This window comes from Pseudomonas sp., assembly GCF_033723075.1.
Classification (GTDB): domain Bacteria; phylum Pseudomonadota; class Gammaproteobacteria; order Pseudomonadales; family Pseudomonadaceae; genus Aquipseudomonas.
The window spans coordinates 165074-188542 of record NZ_JAWVXU010000003.1 but is presented as its reverse complement, the minus strand read 5'-3'; the positions used below and the strand labels follow the sequence as shown (position 1 = coordinate 188542).

At 63.4% G+C, this 23469-nt stretch carries 16 protein-coding genes and 2 pseudogenes; 12 read left to right on the top strand and 6 right to left on the bottom strand.

Translation table 11 applies throughout. The annotated features are described in order from the left end of the window. Positions 1-180: 180 nt before the first annotated feature. Positions 181-717, bottom strand: a pseudogene (locus R3355_RS24305) (methyl-accepting chemotaxis protein); the annotation flags it as partial. A 702-nt stretch (positions 718-1419) separates the two neighbouring features. After that, positions 1420-1746: pseudogene (locus tag R3355_RS24300) on the bottom strand (PAS domain-containing protein); the annotation flags it as partial. A 1160-nt stretch (positions 1747-2906) separates the two neighbouring features. On the opposite strand from R3355_RS24300, the gene R3355_RS05200 reads away from it, so the two are divergent. The 9 genes from R3355_RS05200 (at position 2907) to R3355_RS05160 (ending at position 15549) form a co-directional block, all read left to right on the top strand. Then, positions 2907-4217, top strand: coding sequence for a UDP-glucose/GDP-mannose dehydrogenase family protein (locus R3355_RS05200; protein ID WP_318960344.1), 1311 nt, complete (start codon positions 2907-2909; stop codon positions 4215-4217). Between the two features lie 98 nt (positions 4218-4315). After that, positions 4316-5797, top strand: coding sequence for a glycosyltransferase family 2 protein (locus tag R3355_RS05195; protein WP_318960343.1), 1482 nt, complete (start codon positions 4316-4318; stop codon positions 5795-5797). A gap of 85 nt (positions 5798-5882) precedes the next feature. Further along, positions 5883-7049 (top strand): alginate biosynthesis protein Alg44, encoded by a 1167-nt coding sequence (locus R3355_RS05190; RefSeq protein WP_318948405.1) that lies wholly within the window; start codon positions 5883-5885, stop codon positions 7047-7049. Further along, the gene (locus tag R3355_RS05185) at positions 7046-8425 is read left to right on the top strand and encodes an alginate biosynthesis protein AlgK (protein WP_318960342.1); all 1380 of its coding nucleotides are present in this window, start codon (positions 7046-7048) and stop codon (positions 8423-8425) included. Before R3355_RS05190 ends, R3355_RS05185 begins: the two co-directional genes overlap by 4 nt. Beyond that, complete coding sequence (locus tag R3355_RS05180; RefSeq protein ID WP_318960341.1) at positions 8422-9870, top strand: alginate export family protein; 1449 nt, start codon at positions 8422-8424, stop codon at positions 9868-9870. The genes R3355_RS05185 and R3355_RS05180 overlap by 4 nt, the downstream gene beginning before the upstream one ends. A 24-nt stretch (positions 9871-9894) precedes the next feature. Then, positions 9895-11424, top strand: a complete 1530-nt coding sequence (gene algG / locus R3355_RS05175) for a mannuronan 5-epimerase AlgG (RefSeq protein ID WP_318960340.1) — start codon at positions 9895-9897, stop codon at positions 11422-11424. Positions 11425-11428: 4 nt separating this feature from the next. Further along, positions 11429-12826: an alginate O-acetyltransferase AlgX-related protein gene (locus R3355_RS05170; RefSeq protein WP_318960339.1), complete on the top strand. Its 1398-nt coding sequence runs from the start codon at positions 11429-11431 to the stop codon at positions 12824-12826. Then, on the top strand, positions 12826-13926 hold the full coding sequence (locus R3355_RS05165; protein ID WP_318960338.1) for a mannuronate-specific alginate lyase: 1101 nt from the start codon (positions 12826-12828) through the stop codon (positions 13924-13926). The genes R3355_RS05170 and R3355_RS05165 overlap by 1 nt, the downstream gene beginning before the upstream one ends. A gap of 186 nt (positions 13927-14112) precedes the next feature. After that, on the top strand, positions 14113-15549 hold the full coding sequence (locus R3355_RS05160) for a mannose-1-phosphate guanylyltransferase/mannose-6-phosphate isomerase (RefSeq protein ID WP_318960337.1): 1437 nt from the start codon (positions 14113-14115) through the stop codon (positions 15547-15549). A gap of 187 nt (positions 15550-15736) precedes the next feature. On the opposite strand, the gene acnA is transcribed toward R3355_RS05160, so the two are convergent. Beyond that, positions 15737-18481 carry an aconitate hydratase AcnA gene (gene acnA / locus R3355_RS05155; RefSeq protein WP_318960336.1) on the bottom strand — a complete coding sequence of 915 codons (2745 nt, stop codon included), beginning with the start codon at positions 18479-18481 and terminating at the stop codon, positions 15737-15739. Positions 18482-18870: 389 nt separating this feature from the next. On the opposite strand from acnA, the gene rlmM reads away from it, so the two are divergent. After that, entirely contained in the window at positions 18871-19920 is a 1050-nt protein-coding gene (gene rlmM, locus R3355_RS05150) for a 23S rRNA (cytidine(2498)-2'-O)-methyltransferase RlmM (RefSeq protein ID WP_318960335.1), read from the top strand. A gap of 30 nt (positions 19921-19950) precedes the next feature. Here rlmM and R3355_RS05145 read toward each other — a convergent pair whose 3' ends face one another. Then, on the bottom strand, positions 19951-20148 hold the full coding sequence (locus R3355_RS05145; protein ID WP_318960334.1) for a hypothetical protein: 198 nt from the start codon (positions 20146-20148) through the stop codon (positions 19951-19953). A 156-nt stretch (positions 20149-20304) separates the two neighbouring features. Here R3355_RS05145 and tusA point away from each other — a divergent pair, with 156 nt between their 5' ends. After that, positions 20305-20556 carry a sulfurtransferase TusA gene (gene tusA, locus R3355_RS05140; protein ID WP_318948386.1) on the top strand — a complete coding sequence of 84 codons (252 nt, stop codon included), beginning with the start codon at positions 20305-20307 and terminating at the stop codon, positions 20554-20556. A 3-nt stretch (positions 20557-20559) separates the two neighbouring features. Continuing rightward, a complete protein-coding gene (locus R3355_RS05135) occupies positions 20560-21015 on the top strand; it encodes a gamma-glutamylcyclotransferase family protein (RefSeq protein ID WP_318960333.1) in 456 nt (151 codons plus the stop codon). On the opposite strand, the gene R3355_RS05130 is transcribed toward R3355_RS05135, so the two are convergent. Together R3355_RS05130 and R3355_RS05125 are read right to left on the bottom strand one after the other, a co-directional pair. Then, a complete protein-coding gene (locus tag R3355_RS05130) occupies positions 20973-22055 on the bottom strand; it encodes a DUF3080 family protein (protein ID WP_318960332.1) in 1083 nt (360 codons plus the stop codon). The genes R3355_RS05135 and R3355_RS05130 overlap by 43 nt on opposite strands. Beyond that, positions 22052-23434, bottom strand: a complete 1383-nt coding sequence (locus R3355_RS05125) for an MATE family efflux transporter (protein WP_318960331.1) — start codon at positions 23432-23434, stop codon at positions 22052-22054. The genes R3355_RS05130 and R3355_RS05125 overlap by 4 nt, the downstream gene beginning before the upstream one ends. Positions 23435-23469: the final 35 nt, after the last annotated feature.

Below are 23469 nucleotides of genomic sequence, written 5' to 3'. Positions count from 1 at the left end.
TCTGCGAACGCCTCCAAACGACCGCTGCGGCGTTGCGCCATGGGAACGCCTGGAGACGGTCTCGCCACGGCGCTCGTTTCGTTCACACCCTCTTTTTTGTGGTGGCCAGCAAGCCGCAGCCAGCAAGCCGGCTCCTGCATGCGGGGGGCACCGGGCGAAGCCGGTGCACCCTGGGCTTTTTTAGCGGTTGAAGCGTTCGACCAGCGAGTACTGCCCCTGGGCGGTGGCGGTGAGGGCTTCGCTGAGCACGGCGGAGCTTTGCGCTTCACCTGCGGTCTGGTCGGACAGTTGGGCGATGTTGGTGATGCTGCGGTTGATTTCGTCGGCGACCGAGCTTTGTTCTTCGGCGGCGGCAGCGATCTGGTCGGCCATGTCGGCGATGTTGGACACTGCGTCGCTGATCCCGGCCAGGGCCTGGTCGGCCTGTTGGACGCGGTCGACGCCTTCGTTGGCCTGCTTGCGGCCGATTTCCATGGTCATCACGGCTTCTTCGGCGGTGCGCTGCAGTTTGGCGATCAGTTGATGAATCTGCCCGGTTGATTCGGCGGTGCGTTGGGCCAGCGAGCGGACTTCGTCGGCGACCACGGCAAAGCCACGGCCCATTTCACCGGCGCGGGCGGCTTCGATGGCGGCGTTGAGGGCGAGCAGGTTGGTCTGGTCGGCGATGCCTTTGATCACGTCGACCACGCCGCCGATTTCATTGCTGTCCTGGGCCAGACGGGTCACGGTTTCACCGGTGTCACCGACCGATTGCGAGAGGCGCTGAATGGCGGCGCGGGTTTCCGCCGTGATGACACGCCCTTCTCTGGTCAGGCGATTGGCTTCCTGGGTGGCAATGGCGGTGCGCGCCACGTTGCTGGCCACCTCCAGGGTGGTGGCGGCCATTTCGTTGACTGCGGTGGCGACCTGTTCGGTTTCCTGGCGTTGGCGGTCCAGGCCGGCCGAGCTGCTGTGCGCCAGGGCTTCGGCTTGCTTGGCCTGTTTGGCGAGGTTCTCGGCGCTGTCCTGCAGGCGGGTCAGGCAGGTTTTCAGGCGTGCTTCCTGGCCGAGCAGGGACATTTCCAGGCGACCCTGGGTGCTGCGGCTGTCGGTGTACATCTGGGCGATCAGCGGGTCGGAGGTGGTTTGATCGGCCAGTTGCAGCAGGCGTTTCAGCCCACGCTGTTGCCAGTTGAGGCCTGCCAGACCCAGAGGGATCGAGAGCAGGGCGGCGACGGCAAAGCCCCAGCTGGTGTCGAGCCAGGTGCCGATCAGGAAGCCGATCTGGCTGACCAGGATGAAGGGCAGCCAGTTTTGCAGGGTCGGCAGCCATTGGTCACGGCTGGGAACGGCTGACTTGCCGCTGTTGATCCGCTTGTACAGGGCTTCGGCGCGGCGCACTTGTTCGGCGGTTGGTTTGATCCGCACCGATTCGTAGCCAACCACCTGGCTTTTTTCCAGCACCGGGGTGACGTAGGCATTGACCCAGTAGTGATCGCCATTCTTGCTGCGGTTCTTGACGATACCCATCCAGGGGCGACCCTGCTTCAGGGTGTTCCACATGTGGGCGAACACGGCCGACGGCACATCCGGGTGACGCACCAGGTTGTGTGGTGCGCCCATCAACTCGTCATGGCTGAAGCCACTGATCTCGACGAACGCGTCGTTGCAATAGGTGATCTGGCCTTTGGCGTCGGTGGTGGAGATCAAGCGCTGTTGGGCCGCAAAGGTGCGTTCGCGTTGAGTGATGGGCTGATTGTTACGCATGGGGGCTTGTCCCTAAGGGTTATGCCTTGTCATCGGCCAGGCAGGGCTGAAGTTGAGCGGGAAACGTGCCGCGCAGTGTAACTGGATATTGAACGGCTTCACATTTCTACCGGCGACAAGGCGGCGAGCCCAGGCATGGGCCGCGACGGCCTGGCCGCCGTCTGCGATTGACTGACATAGGCAGTGATTCAGGAAGGTTCTGGCCCTGGTATCAGCGTCCTGGTTGCCGCGGTGTGAACCATAGGCGTTGAGCCTCGCGACTCGCTCGCCCGACTCGAAGGACGCCGTGCAGCCTGAATGCCTTATCCATGGTGAAGTACTCGTTATGTGTTGGTGTTGGCGCGGTCTGGCTGATCGCCCCGCAGGAGACTTCCCAGCGTCTTTGACGTTGCGCAAATTCCTACAAAAGCACTACCTCCAAGTGCAACACGTAACGGCTGCATGGCCTGTTGCCAAGGTTAACCGCTGTATCCATTGCTCTGCACCAAAGTTGAGCCGTACCTGTGTGGCGCGGTGTCAGCATTTGTTTGACGTTATCCCTGTCACTGGAAAACGGTTGTTCATGTTCGGGTAGAGTCGCTTGCGGTCGACTGGAATGTTAGTTGGGCGTGGGGGCAATGCGGCCTCGTTGTTTGTCCGCTGTTGGGAAAATAACCTAATCATTTTATTGGCTTAACACTGATAGTCTTTTTGAGTTGTCGACGTGTTCTATGTCGGCTATTTGTCGCCTTTAAATTGGCGTTTTTTAGTGCCGTGGATGTTGCTGTTGAGGGGTTTGCATTTTTCTTGGAGTTTGCTATTTAACTACGCCAGTAGTTGCACCGTTTACATGCTTGTTCCGGGGTTGTTGCTGTTTTTTGGTGCTTTTTTGGTGTCTGCTAAATGCCCGGTTTTACTGGGCTGTAGCGCTAATTAGTTGTTTTTACTGTTTATTAATTTTGAAACTTTTGAGTGCTTATATGTCTGTGTCTGTGGCACTCAAATTGCTCTTGTTGATTCGTCACCGGAGTTACGGTTGTCGTGCTTTCTCAATGCAATGAATTCCAGGTCCTGGTGGGCCTGAGTGCAAGGAATTCTACCGTGCCTCTGCGTTTCGTTGGGGATGGGTATCACGCCGTTTGCGTGGTGTCCGGTTGGTACTTTGCTAATGGAGTTAAGCAATGCGCATCAGTATCTTTGGGCTTGGGTATGTCGGTGCCGTTTGTGCGGGTTGTCTGTCTGCACGCGGTCACCAGATAGTCGGGGTAGATGTCACTCCGCTCAAAATTGACATGATCAACAGTGGTAAGTCGCCAATTGTCGAGCCGGGCCTGGGGGCTCTGCTGCTACAGGGCGTCAGCAGTGGCAACCTGCGCGGTACCCTGGATGTGCGGGATGCCGTGATGAACACGGATGTGTCTTTTATCGCGGCACCGACGCCGAGCAAGAAGAACGGTGATCTGGACGTTTCCTATATAGCCCAGGTGTGCGAGCAGATCGGCAGCGTGTTGCCGGAGAAGGTGGGCCGCCACACCGTGGTGGTGCGCAGCACGGTACTGCCGGGCACGGTAAAAGATGTGGTCATCCCGGTGCTGGAAAAATATTCGGGGATGAAGGCGGGGATCGACTTCGGCGTGGCGGTAAACCCGGAGTTCCTCCGCGAAAGCACGGCCATCCAGGATTACGACTTCCCGGCGATGACGGTGATCGGCGAGCTGGACCAGGCCTCCGGTGACCTGCTGGAAGCCATCTACGGCGAGTTGGACGCGCCCATCATCCGCAGAAGCATCGAAGTCGCGGAGATGATCAAGTACACCTGCAATGTCTGGCATGCGACCAAGGTCACCTTCGCCAACGAGATCGGCAATATCGCCAAGGGCGTGGGTGTCGATGGCCGTGAGGTGATGGAGGTTATTTGCCAGGATCACAAGCTCAATCTCTCCAAATACTACATGCGCCCCGGCTTTGCCTTCGGTGGCTCCTGCCTGCCGAAGGATGTGCGCGCGCTGACCTATCGCGCCAGCCAACTCGATATCGAGCATCCGCTGCTGCACTCGATCATGCGCAGTAATCGGGTTCAGGTGGAAAGAGCCTTCGACATCATTGCCAGCTACGACAAGCGACGTATCGGCCTGCTCGGTCTGTCGTTCAAATCCGGCACCGATGATTTGCGCGAAAGCCCGCTGGTCGAGCTGGCCGAGATGCTGATCGGCAAGGGTTACGACCTGCACATCTACGACAGTAACGTCGAGTACGCGCGGGTCTATGGGGCCAACAAGGAGTACATCGAGTCGAAGATCCCCCATGTCTCATCCCTGCTGCGTTCCGACCTCGATGAGGTGGTGGACCAGGCCGATGTGATCGTGCTCGGCAACGGCGACCCGCAGTTCGCGCGGCTTGTCAGCAATGTGCCGGCCGGCAAGCAGGTGTTCGATCTGGTGGGCTTCATGACGCAGCCCAGCGGCGCGTCGATGGAAGGTATCTGCTGGTAGGCACGGTCACTGCTACGGCAGTTGTGCAGCGGGGCGGACAAGAATAAATCACGCCTGCACTGCACCGGTCGAGCAAACAGAGAGCGGGGCGCAAGAGTATGGACGGACTCGTACGAGGCCTGCGCGAGGGCGCGGGCTGGTTGTTCTACTGTACGGCACTGATGTTGCTGGCTCTGGCGATGCCGGAGACGATATTCGACCCTGAGTCGAAGGATTTCCTGCTATTGCTCGGCGTGGTCGGCATCTGGCGTTATTCGATGGGCGCTATCCATTACGTGCGCGGGCTGGTTTTCCTTTGCCTGGTGTTTCCCTATTACCGCTGGCAAGCGCGCAAGTTGGGTGCGGCGGCAGACCCCTCGCAGGTATTTCTGCTGGTTACCAGCTTTCGCATCGATGCCTTGACCACCGCCCAGGTGTATCGCTCGGTGATCGAGGAGGCGATCGAATGCGGCTATCCGGCCACGGTGGTTTGCTCGCTGGTGGAGTTGTCCGATGAGCTGCTGATCAAGAGCCTCTGGAGCAAGCTCAACCCACCGCCGCGGGTCAAGCTGGATTTCGTGCGGATTGCCGGCACCGGCAAGCGAGATGGCCTGGCTTACGGCTTTCGCGCGATTTCCCGGCACTTGCCGGATGACGCGGCGGTGGTGGCGGTGGTTGACGGCGACACGGTGCTATCCCCGGGTGTGGTGCGCAAGACCGTGCCTTATTTCAAGCTGTTGCCCAGGGTCGGCGGCTTGACCACCAACGAGTTCTGCGAGGTGCGTGGCAGCTACCTGATGAGCGAGTGGCACAAGCTGCGCTTCGCTCAGCGCCACATCAACATGGCTTCCATGGGACTTTCCAAGCGGGTGCTGACGCTGACCGGGCGCATGTCGGTGTTCCGCGCGCGGGTGGTGACCAACCCGGGGTTTATCGCCGATGTCGAGAGCGACTCCTTGGATCATTGGCGTCTGGGGCGCTTCAAATTTCTTACCGGCGATGACAAATCCAGCTGGTACAGCCTGATGCGCCTGGGCTACGACACCTTCTACGTGCCGGATGCCGCGATCAACACGGTCGAGCACCCGCCGGAGAAGAGCTTCTTCAAGGCCAGCCGCAAGCTGATGTTCCGCTGGTACGGCAACAACCTGCGGCAGAACTCCCGCGCCTTGCACCTGGGCCCGCGGCGCCTGGGCTGGTTCACCAGCCTGGTGCTGTTCGACCAACGCGTGTCGATGTGGACCAGCCTGCTCGGGCCGCTGGTGGCAATCATCGCCAGCATCAAATACAGCATCGTGTTTCTGCTGATCTACCTGCTGTGGATCGGTTTCACCCGCCTGCTGCTGTCGCTGCTTCTGCTGGCGTCAGGGCACCACGTGGGACCGGCCTATCCGCTGATTCTCTATTACAACCAGGTCGTCGGCGCGATGGTGAAGATCTACGTGTTCTTCCGCCTCGACCGGCAGTCCTGGACCCGCCAGCCCACCAAGCTGGATCGGGGCCTGCAGCGTTTTCAGCTGTGGTTCAACAGTTGGTCGTCGCGGGCCATGACGTTTTCTGCGGTCAGCGTGTTTCTGGCCGTGCTGGTGAGTGTCGTTTGACGAATGGGGAGGCAGGAGCGGCATCGAGGCCAGTCCTGTAGGGGTTCAATCGGAGTATGCAAGGAATCATTTCATGAGCGTAGCGATCGGTGCAGCCAGCAATAGCAATATCGTCCACGAGTCGGAAGCGCAGCGGCAGTACGCGCGGCTGAAAATGCCGGCGAGGATTCGTTTTCTCGGCGCCAACCGGGAGGCGCAGGAGAGCACACTGTTGGACCTGTCCGCGGGTGGCTTCAGCTTCAATCAAGGCAATCAGCCGATGAAACTCGGCGGGCATCACAAGGGCAAGCTGCTGTTCCAGGTCGATGGGCTGAGCATGGCCATCGACGTGGAGTTCCAGGTGCGCTCGGTCTATGACGCCGATCAGCGTGTCGGCTGTGAGTTCCACAACCTGCGCCCGCGTGAAGTCGCCGCGCTGCGTTACCTGATCACGGCCTACACCAGCGGCGAGATGGTCACCCTGGGCGACATGCTCGGCACCCTGCAACGCGACAACTTTACCAAGGCGCGCAAGGGCAAGGACGGCGGCGGGGCCATGGGCTTCCTGTCACGCCTGCGGGCGCTAAGCGTCAGCCTGGCGATCCTGCTGGTCGGGGTCGGCGCCTTTAGCTACGTCCTCAATCAGCTCTACAACCTGTACTTCGTCACCCATGCCGATTCGGCGATGGTCAGCCTGCCGAGCCAGCAGGTCAGCATGCCGCGCGAAGGTGTGCTGCAGGCCAGCCTGGTCAAGGTGGGGGGCGAAGTGGCCAAGGGCGCACCACTGGCGACCTTCTCCTCGACCATGCTCGATGTGTTGAGGAACAACCTGCCAGAAGAGCAGATGACCCCGGAAAACATCGAGCGTCTGTTCAGCAAGACCTTGCAGGGCACCCTGACCAGTCCCTGCGATTGCCGCGTGGTGGCGCAGCTGGTTGGCGATGGCCAGCCGGCCAACAAAGGCGTGCCGGTCTTCGAGCTGATCCCGCTGAATGGCGAGGCGTCCATCGAGGCACGCTTCCCGTACAAGACCTTCGCCAAGGTGCAGCCGGGCGCAGCGGTGCGGGTGCAGGTCGCCGGCGAAACCACCTTGCGCAATGGCAAGATCAGCAACGTGTCGTTGCAGCATGGCGGCCTGGCTTCGGATATTCGCGTGTCGATACTCACCGATGAACCGCTGACCACCCTGATGGTCGGGCGTCCGGTCGAAGTGACCATCGACGGTCTGCCGGGCAATCTGCTGGTCGATAAAGTCATGGCGGCCGGCAAATGAAACGGGTCCTGCTGTATATGGCGATCTTCAGCCTGGTGCAGGGCTGTGCCGGGCTGCCGGACCAGCAATTGGCCAAGGCGGCGCTGCTGCGCGGAGACACGACGACCGCTCAACAGCACTATGCCGCACTGGCGAAGCTGGGCTACGCCGACGCCCAGACCGAACTCGGCGACCTGCAGCTAAGCAGCCGCGATCCGGCTCAGATGGAGCAGGTCGAGAGCCTGTATCGGCAGGCGGCGCTCAGTTCGGTCAAGGCACAATCGCGGCTCGGGCGCCTGCTGTTGCGTCAGGGCGGCGCCAGCGATGCCTCGCTCAAGGAGGCCGAAAACCTGCTCAGCCAGGCGATCGAGCAGGGCGAATACAGTGCCGTGGTGCCGCTGACGCTGCTGTACGTCAGCTACCCGCAGCTCGCGCCTGGGGTCGATCCGCAGCAGTTGGTCGAGGGATGGCGCGGCCAGGGCATCACCGAGGCCGAGCTGGCGCAGATACTGCTTTATCGCAGTAGCGGCAGTTATCTTGCCCACCTCGATGAGATCGAGCAGAAGTGCCGGCCCCTGCTGCGTCTGCAGGACATTTGCTACGTCGAGCTGGCCACGGTCAATCGCCTGCGCGATCGGCCGCAGGCGCAGACCGCTCTGCTCGAGAAATTGCGCACGGCCTACGCCAATCTCTGGGTGGCGCCAAACCGGATCGAGTCGGTGGCACTGGCGCTGGCCGATCCAAAGATTCCCGCTCCGGCGGATCTGAGTGCGGCCTACGCACTGCTGCAGGAAGTCGCGCCTGCCTATCCCGGTGCCTGGGCCTCGCTGGCCAAGCTGTTGTTCGACTATCCGGTACTCGGCAGCAGCGAGGAGCTACTCGGTTACCTGCAACGCGGTCGTGAGGCCGGTGACAGCCGCGCCGAACTGCTGACCGGGCGCCTGTATTACGACGGTCGCCTGTTGCCGCAGAACCCGCAACTGGCAGAGCAGCACCTGCTGCGCGCGGCCAGTGGACAACCGGCGGCGCACTTCTACCTCGGGCAGATCTACCGCCGTGGCTACCTCGGTCAGGTCTATCCGCAGAAGGCGGTCGATCACCTCTTGCTTGCCGCACGCGCCGGACACAGCCGCGCCGACTTCGCCTTGGCGCAGCTGTTCAGCGAGTCGCGCGGGGTCAAGGTCAACCGAGTCAACGCCTATGTCTTCGCCCAGATGGCGCGCAACCAGGCAGTGCCCGAGGCCGACGCGCTGCTGGTCAGCCTGGAGCCGGCATTGCTCCCGGCCGAGCGCCAGGCAGCCGGGCAACTGCTTCAGGAAGAACAGCAGACGCGGCAGATCAATCCTGCGCGTTTTGCCACCTTTAAGTCGCTGGAAATCGGAATGGACGTGCTATGAAAATGACTTGCAGGGTAGGTGCAGGGTTGTTCCTGAGCGGTGCGTTGCTCTGGGGCAACGGTGTGTCGGCGGCATACGGTCCGGAGCGTAATTTCGGCCTGGACGTCAAGATCGCCGGGCAGTCCGAGGACGATCGCGACCTGGGCACCCGCAGTGGTGGCGATATTCTCGGCATGGGTCTGGACGTGCGCCCCTGGCTCTACGGCCAGAGCGGTAACTGGAGCGCCTACGTCATAGGCCAGGCGGTGGCGGCCACCGATACCATCGAGACGGATACCCTGGAGTCCGACAGCATTGTCGCCGACACCGAAGGTGGCAACGATGCCCGCGAGCCGGACAAGAGCTACCTCGCGCTGCGTGAGTTCTGGGTCGACTACCGCGGCCTCACTGTTTACCCGGGCGAGCATCTGCGCTTCGGCCGCCAGCGCGTGCGCAGCGAGGACGGCACCTGGTGGGACAGCAATATCGAGGCCCTGCATTGGGTGTTCGATAGCACCCTGCTCAAGGCCAATGTCGGCGTGGCCGAACGCTTCAGCGATTACCGCACCGACCTCGACGAGCTGGCCGCGGAAGACGAAGACCGCATGCACCTGTTCGCCGGCATCTCCAGCCAATGGGCGCCCGGGCACAGCGTCGGCGTGAAGCTGCATCACAGCCGCGATGATGGCAACCTGCCGCGGGTCGGCGAGGAGGTCGATGAGCTGACCAAGACCTTCACCGGCGACCTGACCTGGCTCGGTCTGGCGGCCGATGGCGACTACTTCAATCCACGCACGCTCCTGCCGTTCAATTACTGGGCGCAGGCCATCTGGCTGACCGGCGAGCAGGACGCCATCACGCAAAGCTCGCTAACCGGCACACCCTTGGTCACTGGGCGCCGAAGCGGCGACCTGGATGCCTGGGCCATCGACCTGGGACTGCGCTGGAATATCGACTCGCGCTGGAAGGTCGGTGGGGCCTATGCCAGAGGCAGTGGTGGCGATGACGGTGATGATTCCGAGCAGTTCGTCCAGCCCGGCCTGGAGAGCAATCGCTCCAGCTTTACCGGTACGCGCACCCGCTTGCACCGTTTCGGCGAGGCTTTTCGCGGTGAGCTGAGCAACATCCAGGTGGCGAGCGCTTACACCTCCTGGGCGGTGCGCGAGGACTACGACGCCAGTCTGGTCTATCACCGCTTCTGGCGCCTCGAAGATGACCTGCCGACTGGCGACTCGGGGATCAGCGCGGCACTGCTGAATGGCGAAAAGGACCTCGGCCAGGAGCTCGATCTGGTCGCCACTTACTATTTCAAGCAAGGCCTGATGCCGGTCGAAATGGATTGGGTCGATGACCCGTCGGCGCTGGTGCGTATGCGCCTGGGCCTATTCTTCCCCGGCGATGCCTACGGTGACGATGCGGACTCGGTGATGCACCGGGCCTTCGTCGACTTCATCTGGCGCTTCTGAATCAGGCGTCAGACAGGAGGTTATATGTTTGCAATGCTCAAGTGGATGCTGCCCCTAGCGGGGGTTTTGCTCTGCGCCCAGGCTCCGGCCGATGACCTCGACAGGCTGCCTGGCAGTTACCGGGTCAGTGCCGCACCGGGCAGCTCGCTGGCGATCGAGCCACCCGTGCTGCCGGATCTGTCCGGTTACAGCGCGGTCGCGCTGGAGGCGAAGATCCAACGCAAGCCGGCGGGACGGGCGCTGATCAAGGAAATGCTCCACGAGGACGCGCTGGATGAGTTCATCGGCGGCAAGGAGCGTCTGCGCGAATGGGTGGTGCGGCAGAAGCGCATGCCCCAGGCGATCTTCATCGAGAAGGGCTACCTGAACAGCGCCGAGCTGGCGCGGCAGTTGCCGAAATCTGCATTCGCCGAAACCGCGCCGGGGGTTTATCTCGCGCGTCTGCCGATCATCGTGCGCCCCGGCGCCACCCTGCACATCGACCGCACGACCAAGGAGCTGCGCCTGTCCCAGGAGGCGGGGTCCTTCCTGGTCAACGACGGCCGGATGTTCATCACCGGCACCCGGGTCACCGCCTGGCGCGAGAAGGAGGGCACCCCGGCGTTCTGGCGCGACGGCAAGGAGTTCCGCCCCTACTTCCTCGCCTGGGGCGGCACCGAAACCTACGTCAGCGACAGTGTTATCACCAGCTTCGGTTACGACGCGAGCAAGGCCTACGGCTTCAGCATCTCGCAGTACAGCCCGAGCATGACGCTGAAGATGAAGCGTTCACGGCCCACCGGTTGGCTGCTCAACTCGCGCTTTATCGACATGTGGTACGGCTTCTACTGCTACGAAGCCGACGATGTGGTGATCCGCGGTAATACCTACGAACACAACATCGTCTACGGCATCGACCCGCATGACCGCTCCCGGCGGCTGATCATTGCCGAGAACCAGGCCTTCGGCACCAAGAAGAAGCACGGCATCATCATCTCCCGCGAGGTCAACGACAGCTGGATAATCGACAACAAGTCCTACGATAACGAGCTCTCCGGCATCGTCATCGACCGTAGCAGCGTGAACAACCTGATCGCCCGCAACGAGGCCTACAAGAACCGCGCTGACGGCATCACCCTGTACGAAAGCCCGCACAACCTGCTGTGGCAGAACAGCAGCATGAACAATCAGCGGCACGGTATCCGCGTGCGCAACAGCGTCGATGTCGATCTCTACGAGAACCTGCTGGTGGCCAACCAGCTCACTGGGATCTACGGCCATATCAAGGACCTGCGCGGCACCGACCGCGACCTGCACGAGGATCCGTTCGAGGCCAAGGTCTCGCTGCGCATCGTCGGCGGGCAGATGATCGGCAATGGCTCCAGCCCGATTTTCGTGCAGTCGCCGAGCAGGCTCGCACTCTACAACCTGACCATCCTCGCCCCGCAGAAAGCCTCGGGTATTACCTTCTCGGGGCTGTTGGGCGCGCGTCAGGGCGAAATCATGGAGATTCTGTGGCGCCGGCAACAGGCGGTGCTGATCGAACCCCTCGACAGCCTGGCGAGCAAGGAGTGATGCAATGAAAGGTTTAACCCTGCTGCTTGGCGCCAGCGTGCTGGCTGGCGCGAGCGACCTCCACGCCGCGCCGACCTATCAGGCCGAGGCCTGTTGCCAGCTGTGCCCGGCAGCGGCCGATAGCAGTGCCTACCAAGTGCCAGGCCTGGCCGCGCACGGTCGCTTGATCGAAGCACGGGACGGTTGGCTGTTCAGCAGTGCCCAGGACCTGCGCAGCCAGTTCGGCCTCGACGAGCAGAGCTACAAGCAGCTCAAGCGTTTGCGTAATGCGCTCAAGCACAACGGTGTCGAACTGCTGATGGTCTATCAGCCCAGCCGTGGTCTGCTGCATGGCGACAAGCTCACCCCGGTCGAGCGCGCCGGCTTCGATCAGGCCCAGGCGCGGGACAACTACCGTGCGGCCTTGGCGCGCCTGCGTGAGCTGGACATCTGGGTGCCCGACCTGGCCAGCCTGATGCAGGCCCCGGCAGATGCCCCCGAGTACTTCTTCAAGGGCGACCGCTACTGGACGCCGCAAGGGGCAGAGCGCACCGCGCAGTTGGTGGCGCAGACCGTCAAGCGCATGCCGCTGTTCAGCCAGCTGCCGCAGCAGAGCTTTCACAGTCGGCCCGTGGGGCTGGTGGCCCGCAGCGGCTCGTTGCAGCGGGCCGCCGAGCTGATTTGCGGCAGCGGCTACCCGCGCCAGTTCGTGCAGGGCTACATCACCGAGCCGGCCGCGACCGGCCGGCTTGCGCCAGCCGAGGTGGTACTGGTCGGCAGCGGCAACAGCAGTGAGGCGTTCAACTTTGCCGGCTTCCTCGAACAGCACCTGGGTACCTCGGTGCACAACGCTTCGCAAGCCGGCAGTGGCCATGAAGGGGCTTTGCTGCAGTACCTGATGAGCGCCGAGTTCCAGAGCCGGCCGCCGAAGCTGCTGATCTGGGAGCTGGATGACGCCGCCAGCCTGGCCCAGCGCAACTTCTACCGGCAGGCGGTGCCAGCAGTCAGCGACGGCTGCAGGGGGCGCTCAGCCTTGCTGCAAAGCGCCAGCAGGCTGCACCCCGGCAGCAACCAGGTGCTGTTCAACGGCGCCAATGGGATCCTGCCGATTCGCAGCAGCGATTACCGCATCGAGCTGCAGCTCGACGATCCGGCCGTGCAGCAGCTCAGTGCCACCCTGACCTTTATGAATGGCCGCCAGGAAACCCTGACGTTCAATCGCGCCCCTGGCGCTCTGGAGCAGGGACGTTTCCTGCTCGAGCTGCGTGAGGATGCCGATTGGGATGAACTGACCTTTCTTTCATTGCATGTGCAGCCGCTGGGTGCGGTGTCGGCTGATGGCAGCCTGAGTACCAGGCTGTGCCGGGTGAAAAGCGACGAGGACCGTCCAGACCTGCGCACCGCGCAGGCGGGAGGGGAGTGATGAGTAACCGAAGCGGCTGCCTGTTGCTGCTGATCGCCCTGCTGCCGGCCGCCGGGCAGGCGGCGCAGTTGCTGCCGCCGGCCGGCTACTACCAGGCGGCGACGCTGAAGAAGGGTGAGGCCGGCACCTGCCCGGTGGTGGCCAGGCCCTATGTCGGCGACCTGAATATTCCCAGCAAGTACGAAGGCTCCGGGCCGGCGCGCGACCAGCTCAACCCGCAAGCCAATGCCCGTTACCAGCAGCAGGCCGACAAAATCAAGGTGCTGGAGAAAACCATCAACAAGCAGGTGGCGGCTTACCTGCGCCTCGGCCGTGCGGGACATCTCGACTGCACCCTGGAGTGGCTCGGCCAGTGGGCCCAGGCCCATGCGCTGCTGAGCCTGCAATACACCCACACCGGTAAATCGATGCGCAAATGGGCGCTGGGCAGCATCGCCTCGGCCTACTTGCGCCTGAAGTTCTCCCGCTCCCAGCCACTGCTCGGGCGTGAGGCGCAGACGCGTCCTATCGAGGCATGGCTGGCCCAGCTCGGCGAGCAGGTGGTGCGCGACTGGCGCGAGCAGCCGCTGGAGCGCCTGAACAACCATCAATACTGGGCGGCCTGGGCCGTGATGGCGGCTGCCGTGGTGGTTGACCGCCGCGACCTGTTCGACTGGTCCGTCGCGCAGTTGCGCATCGGTATCTCTCAGGTGACTGCCGAGGGCTACCTGCCCAACGAACTGCGCCGGGAAACCCGTGCGCTGGCTTACCACAACTACAGCCTGGGTCCGCTGATGATGTTGACGGCCTTTGCCCAGGCCAACGGCATCGACCTGCGTGAAGACAACCACAGCGCCATCCAGCGTCTGGCCACGCGGGTCGAGCAGGGCATCGACGACCCGCAGGTGTTCGAGGACGTTACCGGTTTCGAACAGGAACTCGAGGATCTGCAGGAAGACGGCAAGTTCGCCTGGCTGGAGCCTTACTGCGCCCTCTATCGCTGTGCGCCGAGCACTGACAGTTGGCGGCGTTCGGTTGAGCCGCTGACCACCTATCGGTTGGGCGGCGATCTCACCCAGTTGTTCGCCAGCCCCGAGGATCAGCGGGCCGCGCGTGACTGAAAGCAGTGGTTTTGCTGGTCCATGGAGGGGCCGGCAGTGTTATCCGGGCAACCCCCGGAACCGGGCGTGTCGGTCAGGAGGACCGCGCGGCCAAACTGAAGGGCTGTTCAGCGGCAATCGGAGCCCGTGCTCCAGCGGTGAGCCTGCATATTTGACCGAGATGAAGGGTTCAAAGGAGCAACACTCATGATTCCAGTTATTTTGTCCGGCGGTAGCGGCTCTCGGCTCTGGCCGTTGTCGCGCAAGCTCTATCCCAAGCAGTTCCTGGCTCTGGCCGGGGAGCACACGCTGTTCCAGCAGACGGTGCAGCGCCTGGGGTTCGAGGGGATTGAACGGTCCATCATTGTGTGTAACCAGGCGCACCGCTTTATTGTCAGCGAGCAGCTCGACGCGATTGGTGTCGGCGCGCAGGCCATGTTGATGGAGCCATTCGGGCGCAATACCGCGCCGGCGGTGGCGATCGCGGCGCTGAAGGTGCTGGCCGAGGGCCGCGACGAGCTGCTGCTGGTGCTGCCGGCGGACCATGTCATCAGCGATGACGCGGCGTTGCGCAAGGCCCTCGAGACAGCCCGGGCGGCGGCGGAAGAGGGGGAGATGGTGTTATTCGGCATCCCCGCGGAGCGCCCGGAAACCGGCTTCGGCTATATCAAGGCAGGACGCGGCGGCGACGGCGTGGCCCCGTTGACCCCGGGTGCCTGGCGGGTCGATCAGTTCGTCGAGAAGCCCGATAGTGCCCGCGCCAACGAGTTCGTGCGCTCCGGCGGCTATTTCTGGAACAGCGGCATGTTCCTGTTCCGCGCCAGCCGTTACCTGGACGAACTGCGCAGTCACGAGCCGGATATCTACGACACCTGCGTGCTGGCCGTGGAGCGCAGCAAGGCCGAGCGCGAAGTGGTGCAGATCGATGCCGGTACCTTCGCCTGTTGCCCGGACAACTCCATCGATTACGCGGTGATGGAGAAGACCTCACGCGCTTGCGTGGTGCCGCTGGCCGCCGGTTGGAATGACGTCGGCAGCTGGTCGTCGCTGTGGGAAGTGCACACCAAGGATGGCAACGGCAATGTGCTGAAGGGCGATGTGGTGACGGAAAACAGCCGTAACTGCTACGTCCATGGCAACTCCAAGCTGGTGACCCTGCTCGGCATGGAGGATGTGGTGGTGGTGGAAACCCGCGATGCGGTGATGATTGCCCGCAAGGACTGCGTGCAAGACGTGAAGAAACTGGTGAATACCCTGGACGCCGGCGGTCGCCAGGAAACTCAAAGCCATTGCCAGGTCTACCGCCCCTGGGGCGGTTACGACTCGGTGGACGCGGGCACCCGGCACCAGGTCAAACACATTACGGTGAAGCCGGGCGCGCAATTGTCGCTGCAGATGCATCACCACCGTGCCGAGCACTGGATCGTGGTGTCTGGTACCGCCAGGGTTACCTGCGACGACAAGAGCTTCCTGCTGACGGAGAACCAGTCGACCTACATTCCTATCGCCTCGGTGCATCGCCTGGCGAATCCCGGCAAGATCCCGCTGGAAATCATCGAGGTGCAGTCGGGCAGTTATCTGGGCGAGGACGACATCGAGCGGCTGGAAGATGTCTACGGACGCAGTGTCCAGGTTCCGGGGTGATCGTCGAGCACGTGCAGGAGGATGGCGGAACACGCTTTCTGGGCGCGACAAGGCGCCCAGTCTTCCCGCCACCAACAAACCTCGCGGATACATCCGCGGTTACGAAACCCTCCGGGCCAGGGCGGCCCAAGGCTGATTGGGGCGGGTGTTGTCCGCGAGGCGCCGGTCAGTCCGGCGCCTGGTCGGCTCAACTGTCTGCGATCAGTTGGCGCAGCACGTAATGCAGAATCCCTCCAGCCTTGAAGTACTCGACTTCGTTGAGGGTGTCGATGCGGCACAGCACTTCGATGCTTTCCCGTGTGCCGTCCTCGCGGTTCACTTCGACCATCAGCTTCATCAGCGGGTGCAGTTCGACGCCATCCAGGCCATGGATGCCGAGGGTTTCCTTGCCGCTCAGGCGCAGGCTCTTGCGGCCTTGACCAGGCATGAACTGCAAGGGCAGCACGCCCATGCCGACCAGGTTGGAGCGGTGGATGCGCTCGAAACTTTCGGCGATCACCGCTTTGACCCCGAGCAGGTTGGTGCCCTTGGCCGCCCAGTCGCGGCTCGATCCGGTGCCGTATTCCTTGCCGGCGATCACCACCAGCGGGGTGCCGGCTTCCTGGTAGCGCATGGCCGCGTCGTAGATCGCCAGCTTCTCGCCGCTCGGCACGTACAGGGTGTTGCCGCCTTCCTCGCCGCCGAGCATTTCGTTGCGGATGCGGATATTGGCGAAGGTGCCGCGCATCATCACTTCATGGTTGCCGCGCCGCGAGCCGTAGGAGTTGAAGTCGACCGGTTCGACGCCCTGTTCGCGAAGGTAGCGGCCGGCCGGGCTGTCGGCCTTGATATTGCCGGCCGGGGAGATGTGGTCGGTGGTCACTGAGTCGCCGAGCAGGGCGAGGATGCGTGCCTGGTGAATGTCGCCGATATGCGGCGGTGCATCGGCGATGTCCTCGAAGAACGGTGGATGCTGGATATAGGTGGAGTCGGCCTGCCAGGCGTAGGTGGCGGCTTGCGGCACTTCGATGGCCTGCCATTGCGCGTCGCCGGCGAATACCTCGGCGTATTCCTTGTGGAACATCGCGGTATCGACTTTCATGATCGCCTCGGCGATTTCCTGCTGGCTCGGCCAGATGTCCTTGAGGTAGACCGGTTGGCCGTCCTTGCCTTGGCCCAGCGCTTCTTTGCTGATATCCACCCGCACGCTGCCGGCCAGGGCGTAGGCCACCACCAGCGGTGGCGAGGCCAGCCAGTTGGTTTTCACCAGTGGATGCACGCGGCCCTCGAAGTTGCGGTTGCCGGACAGCACCGAGGCCACCGTCAGGTCGTGTTGCTGGATGGCCTGCTCGATCGGCTCGAGCAGCGGCCCCGAGTTGCCGATGCAGGTGGTGCAGCCGTAACCGACCAGGTCGAAGCCCAGTTCGTCAAGGTAGCGGGTCAGGCCGGCGGCCTTGAAGTACTCGGTCACCACCTTGGAGCCGGGCGCCAGCGAGCTCTTGACCCAGGGTTTGCGCTGCAGGCCTTTTTCCACGGCTTTCTTCGCCAGCAGGCCGGCAGCCATCATCACACTGGGGTTGGAGGTGTTGGTGCAGGAGGTGATGGCGGCGATCACCACAGCGCCGTTTTTCAGCCGATGAATCTCGCCCTCGTGTTCATACTCGAACTCCCTATGGGGCTCGTCGCTGCCGATTGCCGTGCCGCCACCGCCTTCGTTGAGCAGGCGGCCTTCTTCCTTGGCGGAGGGCTTGAGTTGCAGGCCGACAAAGTCGTCGAAGGCCTGTTTGACCTGAGGCAGAGTGACCCGGTCCTGTGGCCGTTTCGGCCCGGCCAGACAGGCTTCGACGCTGCCCATGTCCAGTTCCAGGCTATCGCTGAATACCGGTTCGTGGCCTTGATCGCGCCACAGGCCCTGGGCCTTGCAGTAGGCCTCGACCAGCTTGACCGTCTGCTCCGGGCGCCCGGACAGGCGCAGATAACCCAGGGTGATCGCGTCGACCGGGAAGAAGCCGCAGGTGGCGCCGTATTCCGGGGCCATGTTGGCGATGGTGGCGCGATCGGCCAGGGGCAAGTCGGCCAGGCCGTCGCCATAGAACTCGACGAACTTGCCGACCACGCCCTTGCTGCGCAGCATCTGGGTGACGGTGAGTACCAGGTCGGTGGCGGTGATGCCTTCCTTGAGCTTGCCGCTGAGCTTGAAGCCGATCACCTCGGGGATCAGCATCGACACCGGCTGGCCGAGCATCGCCGCCTCTGCCTCGATGCCGCCGACGCCCCAGCCGAGGATGCCGAGGCCGTTGATCATGGTGGTGTGCGAGTCGGTACCGACCAGGGTGTCGGGGAAGGCCAGGGTCTGGCCGTCTTCCTCCTTGGTCCAGACGGTGCGGCCGAGGTATTCCAGGTTGACCTGATGGCAGATGCCGGTGCCCGGCGGCACCACGCTGAAGTTGTCGAAGGCATGCTGGCCCCAGCGCAGGAAGGCGTAGCGCTCACCGTTGCGCTGCATCTCGATGGCGACGTTCTCGCCGAAGGCGGCATGGCTGGCGAACTTGTCGACCATTACCGAGTGGTCGATCACCAGGTCGACCGGCGACAGCGGGTTGATCTTCTGCGGGTCGCCACCGGCCTTGGCCATGGCCTCGCGCATGGCCGCCAGGTCGACCACCGCCGGTACGCCGGTGAAGTCCTGCATCAGCACCCGGGCCGGGCGGTACTGGATTTCCCGTTCGGAGCTGCGGCTCTGCAGCCAATCGGCCATGGCCTGCAGATCGGTGCTGGTGACGGTCTTGCCGTCTTCCCAGCGCAGCAGGTTCTCCAGCAGGACTTTCAGTGACATTGGCAGTCGATCGATATTGCCGAGGGTCTTGGCCGCGTCCGGCAGGCTGAAGTAGTGGTAGGTCTGGTCGCCAACGTCGAGGCTGCGGCGGCTGTTCAGGCTATCTAAGGAAGGCATTGCGCGTCTCCTGTGACTTGCACGGTGCAAGCCGATTGTTTGCGGCAGAGTTTTCACGCTAGCTCTGCTTGGCGAGGCTCGCCATGTCATAGGTCTTATGGCTGCGCGGCATTTGTTCACTCAGCCATCGCCGGACACCATACGAACCTGTAGGAGGCCCGACCCGGGGCGATGCTTTTTTTTCAGCGATGCGGGGTGCTCGCACGCTCTGCAGGCGAGCCAACACGCCTGGGGCCTGGGTCGTGAGGCTTTGGCGTTCGGCGAGCATGGCGCAAAAGCGGCAACCGGCGAAATCAAGCGTGTCATTAACTGGACAGGCCGATCACGTCCCCGGTTCCCGACTCCGCTATGATGCGCGCCTTGAGGAGAGCTCCGATGAATACCGCCCTATGAATACATTGTTACTGCACTGCCGTCCCGGTTTCGAGAACGAGGTGTGCGCGGAGATCTCCGAGCATGCTGCGCGCCTGGATGTGGCCGGTTACGCCAAGGCCAAGCCGAGCACGGCCTGCGCCGAATTCATCTGCACCGAACCGGAGGGCGCCGAACGCCTGATGCGTGGCGTGCGTTTCAGTCGGCTTATTTTCCCGCGGCAATGGGCGCGTGGGGTGTTCATCAGTCTGCCGGAGCTGGACCGCATCAGCGTGCTGCTGGCTCATCTGGCCGATTTGCCGACCTTCGGCAGCCTGTGGCTGGAGGTACTCGACACCAACGACGGCAAGGAGCTGTCGAACTTCTGCAAGAAGTTCGAGGCGCCGCTGCGCAATGCCCTGAGCAAGGCCGGCAAGCTGGTGGAAGACCCGCAGAAGCCGCGCCTGCTGCTGACCTTCAAGAGCGGCCGCGAGGTGTTCGTCGGTCTGGCCGAGACGAATAATTCGGCAATCTGGCCCATGGGTATCCCACGCCTGAAATTCCCCCGCGAGGCGCCGAGCCGCTCGACCCTCAAGCTGGAGGAGGCCTGGCATACCTTCATTCCGCGCGAGCAGTGGGATGAGCGCCTGTCGGACGAGATGACCGGCGTCGACCTCGGCGCCGCGCCGGGCGGCTGGACCTACCAACTGGTCAGGCGCGGCATGCTGGTGACCGCCATCGACAATGGCCCCATGGCCGAAAGCCTGATGGACACCGGGCTGGTGCAGCACCTGATGGTCGATGGCTTCACCTACAAGCCCCGTCAGCCGGTGGACTGGATGGTCTGCGACATCGTCGAGAAGCCCGCGCGCAGCGCCGCCTTGCTGGAAACCTGGATCGGCGAAGGCCTGTGCCGCGAGGCGGTGGTCAATCTGAAACTGCCGATGAAGCAGCGCTACGCCGAAGTGCGTCGCCTGCTGCAGCGTCTCGAGGACGGCTTTGCCGAGCGCAAGATCAAGGTGTCGATCGCCTGCAAGCAGCTCTATCACGACCGCGAGGAAGTGACCTGCCACTTGCGCCGGCTGTAGGCGCGGGCCGTGTGAAGTCCGCAGGAGGTCTCAACGTTTTTCGCGGATTTCCTCCGGACTGCAGGGCTGTTGCCTGACCCAATAGCTTTGCTTGTGTCCGTGGGCCTCGAATTGCCGCGCCAGGGCTTCGGCGGCGGCACGGGTCAGGCCTGTGCGTACGACGAATTGGTTGCCGTTGTCGTCCAGGCGCACCAGGCACCAGTTTCGGGGTTGGCTGGATGTGGACATGCTCGCAACCTCCGCCGCCTGTGGGTCTACCCGCTACAGCTTAGATGGGCGCTGGCAGCGGCGCCTGTCGCTTGTCCGGGATGCGAGGGGCGAGCGGCCGGCTGGCCTGAAGAACCGCTTTGCGCGACAATAGCGGCCTGTTTCTGGAGCCCGCCGATGTCACTGCAATCCGACGCCATTCTCGATGACACCCTCGACGCCAGCGGGCTGAACTGCCCGGAGCCGGTGATGATGCTGCACAACAAGGTGCGCGACCTGCCGGCCGGCGGTCTGCTCAAGGTGATCGCCACCGACCCCTCGACCCGTCGCGACATTCCCAAATTCTGCGTGTTTCTCGGCCATGAGCTGCTCGAGCAGAGCGAAGAAGACGGGACCTATCTGTATCTGATCCGCAAGAAGGCCGACTGACCCATGGGCTGGTACTTCGCCTACGGCTCGAACATGAACCCCGCGCGCATGCAGGCCCGTGGCTTGCAGGTGAACGAGGCATTGGCGGGGCGTTTGTCCGGGTATGCCTTGTGCTTCAACAAGCGTGCGGCGGATCGTGCCCCGGGCCGCGCCTACGCCAATATCCGCTACCAGCGCGAGGGCGTCGTGGAGGGCGTGCTCTATCGCCTGGCCGAGCCGGACGAGATCGCCAAGCTCGACCCGTTCGAGGGCACGCCGATCTATTACAGCCGCGAGCGCCTGCCGATTGTTACCGCCCATGGCGTGCAGCCGGCCTGGGTGTATGTCGCCAACCCGGCGTTTCGTCAGGACGGCCTGTTGCCCAGCGCCGACTACCTGGCGCATCTGTTGCTAGGCCGCGCGTTTCTGTCCGAAACCTACTGGTCGGCGCTGGCCGCCTGGCCATCCCACCCGGACTGACCCGGCGCCAGGCCACAGCTTTTCAGGCTGTCTTGCCAGGCGCGTACATGCCGGGCTGTGGCGGCTTGAAAATCAACCCACAGGGATTGTTCGGGGCCTGCCAGGTTCAGCAGGTAGTTGCGCGTGGCCGCCGGGACCTCGGCGGCGGCGCTGAGCTGGCGCAGGCTGCTGCTCCAGGGTTGACCGCGTTGGTGCACTTGGGCCAGATAAGGTTGCAGGCTGCCGGCGTAATACTTGACGAAGATGTTCTGCAGGATGCGGCCACGGGGCGTCGCTTGCCCTTGTGGGCAAATGGGCCGGCGCTGCTGGCGCTCTTCGAGCAGGCGGCTGCCTGCATTCAATGTGTGGGTCAGGCTGGCCAGGCTGCTGATCAACTGGCCACCCTGGGGGCTGGCATGCAGGGCGAAGAACAGCGGGTCAAGTTCGGCCGTTGACGGTGGCAGTACTTGCGGCAGGGCATTGGCCATGGCGGCCAGTTGCGCCAAGGCATCGAGGGCGGCATCGTCTTCGCCGGGGGCGGTCGGCAGCGACTGATCGGCAAAGCGCAGGTAACGCTCGACTTCCTGGCTGGCGTTGAGGGCATTCCAGAATACGCCGGGCAGTTGGGCGCGCTTTTCCTGGGCCAGGCCAGTGAGCATGCGCTGCAGCTTCTGGTCTTGCTCGGGCGCCAGGTGCAGCAAGCAGGCGTCGATGGCGCGCAACAGGTCGCCTTCATAGGCCAGGCGGCTGCTGGGGACCAGCTGTTTGCCCAGGCTGCTGTTGCGCTGGCTGATCTGCTGCTGCAGAGCGGGGCAGCGGCGCACGTCGATCAGCAGGTCGAGCAGGCCGATGCGTACCTCGGGGATGTCCACCACGCGCTCGCGGCGAGGTGGCAAGCGGTACTGCGTCAGCGCCATCTTGTCGAAGGCCACGACGGCATCGCCCTCGACGGCATTGTTCAGGCGTTGCAGGTAGTCTGCCTGCAAGGCCAGGCCGTCATCGGCCGGTTGGCAGGCCGATAGGGCCAGCAGGGCGAGCAGGACAAGGGTTCTGGCGATCATCGCGTCATCTTAACCGCGCGAATGCGCTTGCGCGCGCTGCCGCCGAGACGAATTGCCAGCATGATGGCGGCGCAGGTCAGGCCGACGATCAAGCCTTGCCAGAGTCCGCTCGGGCCGCTCGGTTCGCCGAACAGGCTGGACAATCCCAAGGCGTACCCCACCGGCAGGCCGATGCCCCAGTAGGCGAACAGGGTCAGCAACATGGTCATGCGGGTGTCCTGGTAGCCGCGCAGAGCACCGGCGGCCGTGACCTGGATCGCATCGGAGAACTGGAACAGCGCGGCATACACGATCAAACCGGATGCCAGGGCGATCACCGTCGGGTCGGCGGTGTAGATCTGCGCGATCTGCTCACGCAACAGCAGCATCAGGCTGGCCGACAGGCAGGCATAACCCAGTGCCGCGGCCATGCTCACCCCGGCGGCGAAGCGGGCCTGGCGCGGATCGTCACGGCCCAGGGCCTGGCCGACCCGTACGGTGGCGGCCATGCCCAGGGAGTAAGGGATCATGAACACCATGGAGGTGAAGTTGAGGGCGATCTGATGGCCGGCGACCACGCTGACGCCGAGGCTGCCGATCAGCAGGGCGATCACCGAGAAGATGCTCACTTCGGCGAATACCGCGATGCCGATCGGCACGCCAATGGCCAGCAGGCGCCGGATCACCGGCCACTGCGGCCAGTCGAAACGGCTGAACAACAGGCTCGGCTTGTAGAAGGGCGCCCACTTCACCCACCAGAGCATGCCCAGCAGCATGAAGACCATCACCAGTGCAGTGGCCCAGCCACAGCCGACCCCGCCCATGGCTGGCAGGCCGAACTTGCCGTAGATGAAGATGTAGTTGGCCGGAATGTTCAGCAGCAGGCCGAGCAGCCCCAGCACCATGCTCGAGCGGGTATGGCCGAGGCCGTCGCTGAAGCAGCGCAACACATGGTACAGCGCCACCGCCGGGAAGCCGCAGGCCACCGCGCGCAGATAACCCATGGCCGGTTCGATCAGGCGGGGTTCGATATTCATCAATTGCAGGACGATTTCGGCGTTCCACAGCAGGGCGGCGGCACCACCACCGACCGCCAGCGCCAGCCACAAGGCCTGACGCACCAGTGGGCCGATCTCGGCCTGCTGGCCGGCACCGAAGCGCTGCGCGACCTTGGGTGTGGTCGCCATCAGGATGCCGGTCATCAACAGGAATACCGGCACCCAGATCGAGTTGCCGAGTGCCACCGCCGCCAGGTCGCGGGCGCTGACCCGGCCGGCCATCAGCGTGTCGACGAAGCCCATGGCGGTATGCGCCAACTGGGCAATGATGATCGGCGTGGCCAGAACCAGCAGGGTGCGCAACTCGGTGCGCACGCGCAGCAGGCGCGATACGGCAGGCATAGAGGTCATCCGCTGGCTCTCTGGGAAAACCGCGT

Excerpts from the sequence above, each read along its gene's own strand:
- tusA (WP_318948386.1), top strand. The coding sequence starts at position 20,305 with ATGTCACTGCAATCCGACGCCATTCTCGATGACACCCTCGACGCCAGC.
- R3355_RS05170 (WP_318960339.1), top strand. The coding sequence starts at position 11,429 with ATGAAAGGTTTAACCCTGCTGCTTGGCGCCAGCGTGCTGGCTGGCGCG.
- algG (WP_318960340.1), top strand. The coding sequence starts at position 9,895 with ATGTTTGCAATGCTCAAGTGGATGCTGCCCCTAGCGGGGGTTTTGCTC.
- R3355_RS05145 (WP_318960334.1), bottom strand. The coding sequence starts at position 20,148 with ATGTCCACATCCAGCCAACCCCGAAACTGGTGCCTGGTGCGCCTGGAC.
- R3355_RS05160 (WP_318960337.1), top strand. The coding sequence starts at position 14,113 with ATGATTCCAGTTATTTTGTCCGGCGGTAGCGGCTCTCGGCTCTGGCCG.
- R3355_RS05135 (WP_318960333.1), top strand. The coding sequence starts at position 20,560 with ATGGGCTGGTACTTCGCCTACGGCTCGAACATGAACCCCGCGCGCATG.
- R3355_RS05180 (WP_318960341.1), top strand. The coding sequence starts at position 8,422 with ATGAAAATGACTTGCAGGGTAGGTGCAGGGTTGTTCCTGAGCGGTGCG.
- R3355_RS05185 (WP_318960342.1), top strand. The coding sequence starts at position 7,046 with ATGAAACGGGTCCTGCTGTATATGGCGATCTTCAGCCTGGTGCAGGGC.
- acnA (WP_318960336.1), bottom strand. The coding sequence starts at position 18,481 with ATGCCTTCCTTAGATAGCCTGAACAGCCGCCGCAGCCTCGACGTTGGC.
- R3355_RS05125 (WP_318960331.1), bottom strand. The coding sequence starts at position 23,434 with ATGCCTGCCGTATCGCGCCTGCTGCGCGTGCGCACCGAGTTGCGCACC.
- rlmM (WP_318960335.1), top strand. The coding sequence starts at position 18,871 with ATGAATACATTGTTACTGCACTGCCGTCCCGGTTTCGAGAACGAGGTG.
- R3355_RS05165 (WP_318960338.1), top strand. The coding sequence starts at position 12,826 with ATGAGTAACCGAAGCGGCTGCCTGTTGCTGCTGATCGCCCTGCTGCCG.
- R3355_RS05200 (WP_318960344.1), top strand. The coding sequence starts at position 2,907 with ATGCGCATCAGTATCTTTGGGCTTGGGTATGTCGGTGCCGTTTGTGCG.
- R3355_RS05195 (WP_318960343.1), top strand. The coding sequence starts at position 4,316 with ATGGACGGACTCGTACGAGGCCTGCGCGAGGGCGCGGGCTGGTTGTTC.
- R3355_RS05130 (WP_318960332.1), bottom strand. The coding sequence starts at position 22,055 with ATGATCGCCAGAACCCTTGTCCTGCTCGCCCTGCTGGCCCTATCGGCC.